Here is an 11,224-nt window from a genome sequence, read left to right on the forward strand (position 1 = left end):
AACCCATAATTAAAGATACTTGAAAAGGTCTGCAGCTGCATCCTTTTTAGTAGTGTCCTGTATATCCAGGACCTCAACTTTAACATTTTTGTTTCCAAATGCTATTTCTATTATATCACCAATTTTAACATCAGTGGATGCTTTCGCAATTTTTCCATTAATTTGTACACGCCCGCTGTCACAAGCTTCGTTTGCCACAGTGCGTCGTTTTATCAGTCTACTTACTTTTAAGTATTTATCTAATCTCATGTACCTACCTCTTTTCTCAACCCAAGCATGTAGGCATCAATCTCTTAGTGCTCTTTGTAAGGACATTTAGTCCGACAAAGAGTATCTAAGGATTGTAGCCGTAACATGCGCCGGCCTTAAAAAAAGGGTCCGGCACTGCCGAACCCTAGATGATTCCAAAAGTTATTAGTTGATAGAATCCTTTAATGCCTTACCAGCCTTGAACTTAGGAGCCTTAGATGCAGGGATCTTCATCTCAGCGCCTGTCTGTGGATTTCTACCTGTACGAGCTGCTCTCTCAGAAACTTCGAATGTACCGAAGCCTACGAGCTGGATCTTCTCCCCCTTCTTAAGCTCTTCAGCTACAACCTCTGTGAAAGCCTTTACAGAAGCCTCAGCGTCCTTCTTAGAAATGTTAGCCTTGCTAGCGATAGCTGCTACTAATTCTGTCTTGTTCATTACTTATTCCTCCTCGAGAATTTGTTATTTTTATTTTGGGACCGAAATCCTTAATAACTACAATATTCTTTATAATTGTTTTAAATAGCAGTGTCAACACATTGACCCCAAAAATCCCCATTTTATAAGGTTTTTATGGATTATTACAAATTTTTTGCGTAATTTTTAAGCACTATTACCATTTACAAACCCTTGATTTTCCTAGGATTTCACATTTTTTTCACACATTTATCGGTGATTTGTCAAATAATCAGATTTTCCTTAGTTCATGAGGTTACTTATCAGGTCAGAAATCGTTGATAAATAGTCAACTTCGTAATCATAATCGTTCTTAATTGCGCTGCCTGCAGTCTCCTCCTCTCGTACATTTTCAGTGGTCTCCCCTGATGTTTCTGACTGCTCTGAATTCTCTGTCGTATTTGCCACATTTTCAGTCACAGAATTATCCTCTGCTTCCATGGCAAGAGTTATCTCTGCACTTTCAGAATTTACCACCAAAGTCTTGTTCCAAGGTTCATACCCACTACATCTCACCACCAGCTTGTGGTTTCCATATTGCACATATTGAGGCTCATTTGTATCTATCATGGTTCCATCAATATATACATAGGTCTCCGGCACAGTTACAAGGAAGGTAATCATACAATAAGATGGTCCATCCCCCTTCATGGAATCAAGGTCTACCAGAATATTTTCATCACGTTTTACAGTATATTCTCTTGAACCTCCCCAACCATTATTTGCTACTGTAATTTTATAGGTTCCCTCAGGCACCTCAATTGTCTCATTTCCGTTTACCATAGAGACAATCTTGTTTCCAATAAATATCAGGCTTCCATCAAAAAGAGAGGTATTTGCTATGTTCAAATAGCCATGTCCTGTGGTTACAGCTATAGATATAACCTCTTTGTCCTTTCCAATTACTGTAATCTTATCACCCTTGCTTATGCTAGAAATAAGGACCTTTTCTGAATCTGAATAAACCTTCGTTGAGTCTGTCAGCTTGTAATTTCTATTGTCGATATTAATAAGATTTCGCCCTTCGTCTATGGTATATTTCTTGATATCTTCAAAATACCAAACATCATCGGATTTTTGAATCTGACTTAGAGCACCAGAAGCTGGCAGCAAATCACCAATATTAACAACTGTTCCTGTGGTAAACTCAGCCCAGGAGCTGCTGCCGCCATATTTATCTAAGAATTTTGTAGTCATATTGTAGTTATAGCGAAGTAATTTGTCTTCTGAAACTGAATAGAGAGCAATGGTCTCCTCAGTCATATCAAGATTTTCCACAATATACAAATCGTGGTTCTCGTACTCCGGCTCTTCCTCGCTCTCTGTCTGTGAATCAGCCTCCACTACTTCAGCCTGCTCCTGATTATTGAGGATGGCTGAGCCGGTATAGTTTTGGACCGTTGCGTTGTTAGGATGATTACTGCAACCAGTCAAAACCACTCCGCTAGTGGATACTATCAATATGAAATTGAACCATTTTTTCGTGAAAATCCCTCTCATGGGATTATTTTATCATATTTTTCGCCATATCCAACAGAATTTGTCTGTCATTTAATTGTGGATTATCCACAACTTCATCAAATATAGCCTTTAAAACCTCTCCGATGCGCTGTCCTTGAGGAACACCCATCTCTATCAAGTCCTTGCCGTTAATCTTTAAATCCTTGATTCTCAGGCAATCCCCTGCTGCAATAATACTGTTAAATACCTGTTCCAGCTCATCCACATAAGCAAGCTTTTCCTCTCGATGATACATGGACTGAGCCAGTAAATCTGCCCGTTTCACAGCTAATAAATCCTGGAAATTTTCCTGCCCAACACGAATAATCATTCTGCGGACATTCCGCTCATTTATCTCCGGCCTGTCATCGTGATTTTTAACCAAATTGCAGACTCTGTCCGTTGTATCATTATCAAATTTCAGACGGCGAAGCACAGTCCGTGCCATATCAGCCCCCTTTACTGGGTGCATCTTAAAGTGATTCTGTCCATTGTCATCAGTAGTCTTGCAAACAGGCTTCGCAATATCGTGAAGCATCATAGCGAGTCTAAGCACCTTTTCCGGCGCCACTAATCCCATTGAAACAATAGTATGCTCACCAACTGAATACATATGATGCTTGTTCACTTGATCGCACTGCATCATTGCGTCAAACTCTGGGAAAAATATCTTGGTAAGTCCAGTCTCATACACCTGACGAATCCTCTCTGGATGTTCAGATGTCACAAGCTTCACCATCTCCACTTGAATACGCTCCGCACTGATACGCTCCAAGGTTTGTGCCAAGTCGCATACCGCCTGATAAGTATCAGCCTCAATCTCGAACCCAAGCTGTGCGGAAAATCTGAGAGCTCTAAGCATACGAAGAGCATCCTCAGTGAAACGCTCGATAGGATTTCCAACAGCTCTAATAATTCCAGCCTCTAAATCAGCCTCTCCACCAAATAAATCAACAAGTCCCTTGGTATCGTTATAAGCCATCGCATTAATAGTGAAATCGCGACGCTTTAGATCCTCCTCAAGAGAAGCTGTGAAGGTAACCTCCTTAGGATGACGACCATCCTCATACTTACCATCAACACGATAGGTAGTAACCTCGTAGCCCACACCGTGCATAAGTACAGTAACAGTACCATGCTCAATGCCAGTGTCAAAAGTGCGCTTAAATAAGGCTTTGACCTGTTCAGGCAAAGCCGAGGTGGTAATATCCCAATCGTGAGGATTTTTCCCTAGAATGCAGTCACGGACACAGCCGCCTACTGCATAGGCTTCGTGTCCGTTAGATTCTAATATCGATATAATATTTTGAACGTCTGCTGGTAAATTCATATTAATAAGCTTTACCCCAATATACTAACTTCTTAGCTGGCTTACCGCAGCATGCACATACGTCAGAAATCTGCTCCTGATCGTTGAATGGCATACAACGTGAAGTAACAGCTAAATCTTCTTTTATCTTGTTCTCACAAGCCTCGTCCTCGCACCACATAGCACGAATGAAACCTGGCTTGTTGTTTGCAATCTCTGTAAACTCAGCATAGTTGTGAGCATCCCAGATGTGGCTGTCACGGTGTGCCTTTGCTCTTTCAAACATATCCTTCTGGATTGTCTCAAGAAGCTCTGCAACCTTTGCCTCTACCTGATCAAGTGGACACTCAATCTTCTCGCGTGTATCACGGCGAACAAGTACACACTTGCCTGCTTCAATATCCTTTGGTCCAAGCTCTACACGAACAGGGATACCGCGCATCTCTGCCTCAGAGAACTTCCAACCTGGTGACTTGTCTGAATCATCAAGCTTAGCACGCATAGTCTTGCCAAGCTTCTCACAAACCTCTGCAGCCTTCTCAAGTACGCCTTCCTTCTTCTGCTGAATAGGAATAACGATAACCTGTGTAGGTGCAATACGTGGTGGAAGTACAAGACCTGAATCATCTCCATGTACCATAATGATAGCACCGATAAGACGTGTAGTCATGCCCCATGATGTCTGATGTACATACTGAAGCTGATTATTCTTGTCAGAGTACTGAATACCAAATGGCTTTGAGAAGTTCTGGCCAAAATTGTGTGATGTACCAGACTGTAAAGCCTTACCATCGTGCATGAGCGCCTCGATTGTATATGTAGCCTCAGCACCTGCGAACTTCTCCTTTTCAGTCTTCTGTCCGCGAACTACAGGCATAGCAAGCACTTCCTCACAGAAGTCTGCATAGAGATTAAGCATCTGAACTGTACGAGCCTCTGCTTCCTCTGCTGTAGCATGAGCTGTGTGGCCTTCCTGCCATAAGAACTCTCTAGAACGAAGGAATGGACGTGTCTCCTTCTCCCAACGAACTACTGAGCACCACTGGTTGTAAACCTTTGGTAAATCTCTGTGAGAGTGAATAATATCCTTATAGAAATCACAGAAAAGAGTTTCAGATGTAGGACGAACGCAAAGACGCTCCTGAAGCGGGTTAAGACCACCGTGTGTAACCCAAGCTACCTCTGGTGCAAACCCCTCAACATGATCCTTCTCAACCTGAAGAAGACTCTCCGGGATAAACATAGGCATGTATACGTTCTGAACGCCTGTCTCCTTGAATCTTCTGTCTAACTCGTGCTGGATGTTTTCCCAAATAGCGTACCCATCGGGCTTGATAATCATGCATCCTTTTACTGATGAATATGCAATCAAATCAGCCTTAACAACAACATCGGTATACCATTGAGCGAAATCCTCTGACATAGAGGTAATCGCTTCTACCAGCTTTTTTTCCTGTGCCATTTTTTTCTCCTTACTTTTTATTTATAAAATCTATATAAGCTTCACTATTTTATACCAAAAGTAAAAACAAGTCCACCCCTTTGATAGGGTGGACCTGTGTAAAATCACTATAAATATATGTCCTCGAACTTCTTCACCGGAAGTGGCTTATTGAAATAGTATCCCTGCAGGTAGTCAGCTCCTGTGCCCTTAAGGTAATCAAGCTGCTCCTCTGTTTCTACACCTTCGATAATAACCATCATTCCAAGAGCCTTTGCAAGAGTTATGATTGTATTTACAATCTTGCGGCCTCTGTTCTGATTCTTATCCACAGAAAGGAAGGCCATATCCATCTTCAATATATCGGCCGGCACCTCCTTCAGCATGTTAAGTGAAGAATAACCGCTTCCAAAATCATCAATTTCAATGAGGAATCCGTATTCCTTCAGAGATGTGATTATTTCTATCTGACGCTCCTTTTCGGTCATGAAAATCGATTCGGTGATTTCGATTTTCAGTCTTGAAGGATCAATGTGATACTTTTCAACCAACGAAACAAGGGTATCGTAGATATCCATGTAGTAAAAATCCTTCACGGAAACATTTACAGATATTGAAAGCTCGTCATGACCTAAAGAGGTCCAGTATGCCAAACGCTTTGCAGCCTGTTCCCAAATGTACTGATCCAGCTTGTAGATATATCCTGTTCGCTCCAAAAGTGGAATGAATGACACCGGTGCAATAATTCCACGGCTTGGATGAATCCATCTAACAAGCGCTTCGCAAAGTGTCATTCTGCCGTCAGTTGTAACAACCGGCTGCAGGAACATGGCAAACTGCCCTGTCTGCAAGGCCTCCTCGAACTCACCAAGGATTTTCTGTTCACTCATATATTCCCTGCGGAGCATATCACCATAGTATGCGATGCTATTCTTAAAGCTATCCTTTATTGAATCTATTGCAAGGAATGCACCGTCACACATGGAAACAACAGTAGCATGTCTGTCGAAAATATCATAGACACCTACCAAAATTACCATTCTATACTGAGAGTTGTTCATAAAATGGCTTACCTGGTTCATACCAGTCATGAACAGTTCCTCGCTGTAGCGATTCTTTGGCATAAGAATTGCAAATCTGTCGGATTCAAGTCTGGCAAATGCCGATGCACTAGAAATCTTCTCGCGAATCAAATCCGAACATCTGATAAGAAGCTTATCGCCCTCATCCACACCGTACATATCATTAATAAGCTTGAAACCCTTAATATTGGTGCAAACCATTACATACTCTGTGTGAGGGTTTTCATCCAGAATGCGTCTAACCTCCTCGTAGAAGCTCTCACGCTTCAGAGCACCGGTCAGACTGTCGTGACTGTTGCGATATTTTTCCTCCTCGTATGCCAGGAAATCTCCTGTTACATCATAGAAAGAAAAGTAACAACCGCAGTAAAATCCCTTCTTATCGTACACCTTATTGAAGTGTACATCGAAACGGTATTCATCACCATTTATGTTGTAAATATCATTCCAATTAGCATTGGAGATTGAATTTGCATCCTTACCCTCTCGCCATTTTCTGAAACGCTCCTCAAGCAGCTTCTTATCACCACTTTGGCAAAACATTCTATTGGCAACCTGATTAGAATAGATATAGGAATCATTCTCATCAAAGGAAATCAAGGCACATTCCATTCGCTCGGTAATGGTGCTGAGCATGAACTCCACAAACGTCTTCGGATTGTACATCAATGTGTAATAACTTACAAAAATTGATGCCACTGAATACAGACAAATTGATACATCCACCGGATAATCGAAGAACAGATAAAGCACATTCAACAAAATAATTCCAGTAAACATCACCAAAATCGATAGATATCGATTTCGGTGAAATCCGCTTGTCTGCAGTGTTTTCTGGGCAAACATCAACACTATTAGAGCCACCAGGATATAGCAGAACACCAAGTGGACCACATAATAATCGTTGATAGCGAAGGAATAGAACCAGTCTTCACCAATCGTAACCTGCTTAAGCATAAAAGCATGATGCCATTTGAAGTTGTGAAAAATGCTGATATTGTCGATTACCGCAATCGTTGTGGTTATCAGCGGTGCTGCGTATGTATCTTGCCAAATTTTAGTATAATGCCGGGCATAAAACATAAAGGTTATCAAGATCCAGTCAATACCAGCAAAATACGTGGCATATCCAAGCTCTGCATAAAGCTCTTCCCTGGCAGTTATCGCAAGGCAATAGGCCAAAGTTGTGACTATACCCACAATTAACAGCTGAATGATTGAAATATTCAGCTTGTTCTTTTTAATGATATGCCTGGTTGCAATATAAACCACGCAAGCCAGCATGATAAATACGGTAAGCAGAAAAAATAGTACGTATAGCTTAATCAAATGATATCCCCCTTAGCTGGCAACTTTGCTATCCTTGAAGTCTTCGCCTCTAGGAGTGCACTTAAAACTCATTGATTCGCCCGTGGTCGGATGTGTAAAGCCTATAAACCAAGAGCAAAGTGAAAGATTTCTTCCTGTTGCTGCGCCACCGTATTTTACATCACCAAGAATTGGTGCGGTACGGCTTGCAAGCTGTATTCTGATTTGATGATGTCTGCCTGTGTGGAGCTCGATGTCCAATAGCTTTCTATCGTCCCACTGGTCTATTGTGTGGTACTCAAGCTCGGCACGCTTTGCTCTAGGATCAGACGCCTTAACTACCTTTGATAAATTGGTGCGATTGTCCTTAACAAGATAATCAACCAGCTGCCCCTCCTCTGGGAAGGATTCCCTGGTTATAATAGCGTAGTAGCGCTTCTTGAAGCTATGCTCCGCTATCTGCTTTGTAAGATTATTTGCTGCCTCTTTAGTCTTAGCAAAAACCATCACGCCCTCAACAGGCTGATCAAGTCTGTGAACCACATGAATCTCAGGGCTTTCCCCCTTGCCCTTTAAATAGTTGGAAATCTCACTTTCCATGTCCTTTTCGCCAATATTTCTTGTCTGTGTTGCTACCCCCGCAGGCTTATAACACACCAATATACTGGCATCTTCAAAAATTACGTCTACCATTACATTTCCCCCTGTAAAACTTTAATTTATCTTAACACTTTTAAAGTGCTAAATTCTGTGTTTTGTGTATTTTTCACACATTAGTCACATTTTCAGGTTCCAATCTCCTAAACCTTAAAGCGATAACCTACGCCCCAAATTGTCTCGATATACTGAGGCTTTGAAGTGTTAAGTTCTATTTTCTCACGAATTTTATTTACGTGCACTGTCACAGTTGAGATATCGCCAATGGACTCCTCTCCCCAAAGGGTCTCAAAAAGCTGTTCCTTTGAGTAAATAACATTTGGATTTTCAGCTAAAAATGTGAGTAAATCAAACTCTTTCGCTGTAAAGATTTTCTCCTCGCCATTTATCCAGACTCTACGGCTGGCCTTATCAATTCGAAGGCCTCTTATACTGATTTCATTTTTCTTGATTGCAGGTGACTGAACCAAGCGTTCATAGCGGGAAAGGTGTGCCTTTACACGGGCAACCAGCTCGCTTGGTGAAAATGGCTTTGTAATATAGTCATCTGCGCCAAGGCCAAGACCTCTGATTTTATCGATTTCTTCTTTCTTTGCTGTAACCATAAGAATTGGCACATTTTTCACCTCTCGGATTCGTTTGCAAAGCTCGAAACCATCCACTCCAGGAAGCATCAAATCCAGAATGTACATGTCATAGTTACCAGCCAAGGCCTTCTGCAGACCCTTCTCGCCATCTGCTTCTATATCCACCTCGAAGTTAGAAAGCTCCAAGTAATCCTTTTCAAGCTCCGCTATTGCTTCCTCATCCTCGATTATAAGAATTCTACTCATACGCTACCTCCGTATACTTTCTGATTACAAAGTACATTGTCGTACCTTCATTTTCCTTGCTGGTAACCCAAATCTTTCCGCCGTGGTCCTCAACAATCTTTTTAACAATAGAAAGACCGATTCCACTTCCACCTGCTGCAGAATTTCTGGAAGTGTCTGCTCGATAAAATCTATCAAAAACATAAGGCAAATCCCGTGTGGCGATTCCCTTGCCATTATCCGCTATCTCAACCTGTACGAAATCTCCCACATCCTTAATCGTGATGGCGATTTTACTTGCAACATCTGCTCGCATATACTTCACAGAATTGCTGACGATATTATGAATAATTCGTCCAAGCTGCTCTGGGTCGGCAATTATAAGCACATCTGGGTCAACAAAATTCGCATAATCAAGGCGAATATGCTGATTTTCCAAATCCATTCCCAACTCCTCGATGCAGTCAGAAAAATAAGCATGAAGATTAAGCTTCTGGAAATTATATGGAATTTTGTTTGTATCGATGTTTGAATACAGGGTCAACTCATTGATGAGCGTATTCATCTCATTGGCCTTGTTGTAAATGGTGCGGATGTATTTCTCACGCTTTTCAGGGGTGTCTGCCACACCATCAAGCATTCCCTCTGCGTATCCCTTGATTGCAGTAATTGGAGTCTTCAGGTCATGGGCAATATTTGAAATGAGAGCTCGTTGTTCTGCCTCATCCTCCAACCTGTCCTTAGCATTATTCTTAAGTCGGACTCTCATATCCTCAAAAGCATTGCAAAGCTCCGACATTTCGTCCTTTCCTGTACTGGCTACACTAAAATCAAGATTGCCTTCTTTTACATTGTTGGCAGCCGCTTTTAGAGTTTTCAGTTGTGGTGCGATACCGCGGTATATCCAGACTATCATAATTACGGCAGTCAGTATCAAGATAATCAATTCAGCAATACAAAAACTAACTACCAGCTCATTAAATTTACCACTATCATCCATATAGTTCTTAACTGCATGGACAAACTCGTTTGTTATTATCTGTCTTTCAGCCGCATCTTGTACCAAGCTTCTTATGGTAAGCATCAACGTGCTGAAAATTAAAACTGGGACAATGGTTATTATAAAAAATGATATTATTAAGCGGTTTTTTAGTTTCATAAAACAGTCTCCAGATATAATAAAAGCAGTCCATATGGACTGCTTTTATTATATCATATTGATAATTTTAAAGATATTTCTTTAAAGCATCTACCTTGTCTGTCTGCTCCCAAGGAAGCTTAACATCTGTACGGCCAAAGTGACCATAAGCAGCTGTTGGACGGTAGATTGGACGACGTAAGTCGAGCATCTTGATGATACCTGCTGGACGAAGATCGAAGTTCTCGCGAACAATCTCAACAAGCTTCTCATCTGAAAGCTTACCTGTTCCGAAGGTATCTACCATGATAGATGTTGGCTCTGCAACGCCGATAGCGTATGAAAGCTGAATCTCGCACTTAGCTGCAAGGCCTGCGGCAACGATATTCTTTGCAACGTAGCGAGCTGCATAAGCACCTGAGCGGTCAACCTTTGTGCAATCCTTACCTGAGAATGCACCGCCGCCGTGACGAGCGTATCCGCCGTATGTATCAACGATGATCTTACGGCCTGTGAGGCCAGCATCACCGTGTGGGCCACCGATAACAAAGCGGCCTGTTGGATTGATGTAGAACTTTGTCTTAGCATCAATCATGTCCTTTGGAAGGACTGGATCGAAGACATACTTCTTAATGTCTGCGTGAATCTGTTCCTGAGTAACATCTTCATCATGCTGTGTAGATAAAACTACAGCTTCAAGTCTAACTGGCTTGCCAGCTTCGTCATACTCTACAGAAACCTGTGTCTTTCCGTCTGGACGGAGGTACTTAAGTGTACCGTCTTTGCGGACATTTGCGAGCTGTAGAGCAAGTCTATGAGCAAGAGAAATAGGATAAGGCATGAGCTCTTCTGTCTCGTTTGTAGCGAAACCGAACATCATACCCTGGTCACCAGCGCCTGTATCCAGGTCATCTGTAAGTGAGCCTTCCTTTGCCTCAAGAGCCTTGTCAACACCCATTGCAATGTCTGCGGATTGTTGATCAAGAGCGACCATAACAGCGCAAGAGTTTCCATCAATGCCTTTCTTTCCATCGTCATAACCGATTTCAAGAAGAGTCTTGCGAACAATAGCTGGAACGTCGAGCTGAGCCTTTGTTGTGATTTCTCCTGTAACAAGTACGAAACCTGTACATGAAGCAGTCTCACAAGCTACTCTACTCATTGGGTCTTCAGCTAAGCAAGCATCGAGGATGGCATCCGATACGGCATCACAAACCTTATCAGGATGGCCTTCTGTTACTGACTCTGAAGTAAAAAGTAACTTTTCCATTT

At 41.9% G+C, this 11,224-nt stretch carries 10 protein-coding genes; all 10 read right to left on the bottom strand.

The genetic code is table 11. The features are described from left to right. Positions 1 to 9 precede the first annotated feature (9 nt). Entirely contained in the window at positions 10 to 249 is a 240-nt protein-coding gene (locus FXF36_RS08830) for an RNA-binding S4 domain-containing protein (protein ID WP_090155384.1), read from the bottom strand. 165 nt (positions 250 to 414) lie between these two features. Then, positions 415 to 687 (bottom strand): non-specific DNA-binding protein Hbs, encoded by a 273-nt coding sequence (gene hbs / locus FXF36_RS08835; RefSeq protein ID WP_028234604.1) that lies wholly within the window; start codon positions 685 to 687, stop codon positions 415 to 417. A gap of 261 nt (positions 688 to 948) precedes the next feature. After that, positions 949 to 2,139, bottom strand: coding sequence for a hypothetical protein (locus tag FXF36_RS08840; RefSeq protein ID WP_167511339.1), 1,191 nt, complete (start codon positions 2,137 to 2,139; stop codon positions 949 to 951). Between the two features lie 70 nt (positions 2,140 to 2,209). Further along, complete coding sequence (locus tag FXF36_RS08845; protein ID WP_151623407.1) at positions 2,210 to 3,541, bottom strand: CCA tRNA nucleotidyltransferase; 1,332 nt, start codon at positions 3,539 to 3,541, stop codon at positions 2,210 to 2,212. After that, positions 3,537 to 4,976, bottom strand: a complete 1,440-nt coding sequence (proS, locus tag FXF36_RS08850; RefSeq protein ID WP_151623408.1) for a proline--tRNA ligase — start codon at positions 4,974 to 4,976, stop codon at positions 3,537 to 3,539. Before proS ends, FXF36_RS08845 begins: the two co-directional genes overlap by 5 nt. A gap of 107 nt (positions 4,977 to 5,083) precedes the next feature. After that, a complete protein-coding gene (locus FXF36_RS08855; RefSeq protein ID WP_151623409.1) occupies positions 5,084 to 7,366 on the bottom strand; it encodes a GGDEF domain-containing protein in 2,283 nt (760 codons plus the stop codon). 12 nt (positions 7,367 to 7,378) lie between these two features. Next, positions 7,379 to 8,038, bottom strand: coding sequence for an RluA family pseudouridine synthase (locus tag FXF36_RS08860; protein WP_151623410.1), 660 nt, complete (start codon positions 8,036 to 8,038; stop codon positions 7,379 to 7,381). Positions 8,039 to 8,145: 107 nt separating this feature from the next. Then, on the bottom strand, positions 8,146 to 8,835 hold the full coding sequence (locus tag FXF36_RS08865; protein ID WP_151623411.1) for a response regulator transcription factor: 690 nt from the start codon (positions 8,833 to 8,835) through the stop codon (positions 8,146 to 8,148). Beyond that, positions 8,828 to 9,973 carry a sensor histidine kinase gene (locus FXF36_RS08870; protein WP_174819733.1) on the bottom strand — a complete coding sequence of 382 codons (1,146 nt, stop codon included), beginning with the start codon at positions 9,971 to 9,973 and terminating at the stop codon, positions 8,828 to 8,830. The genes FXF36_RS08865 and FXF36_RS08870 overlap by 8 nt, the downstream gene beginning before the upstream one ends. Before the next feature lie 67 nt (positions 9,974 to 10,040). Further along, the gene (gene metK, locus FXF36_RS08875; RefSeq protein WP_151623412.1) at positions 10,041 to 11,222 is read right to left on the bottom strand and encodes a methionine adenosyltransferase; all 1,182 of its coding nucleotides are present in this window, start codon (positions 11,220 to 11,222) and stop codon (positions 10,041 to 10,043) included. Between the last annotated feature and the right edge of the window lie 2 nt (positions 11,223 to 11,224).

The sequence above is a fragment of the Pseudobutyrivibrio xylanivorans genome, assembly GCF_008935055.1.
Classification (GTDB): Bacteria; Bacillota; Clostridia; order Lachnospirales; family Lachnospiraceae; genus Pseudobutyrivibrio; species Pseudobutyrivibrio xylanivorans_A.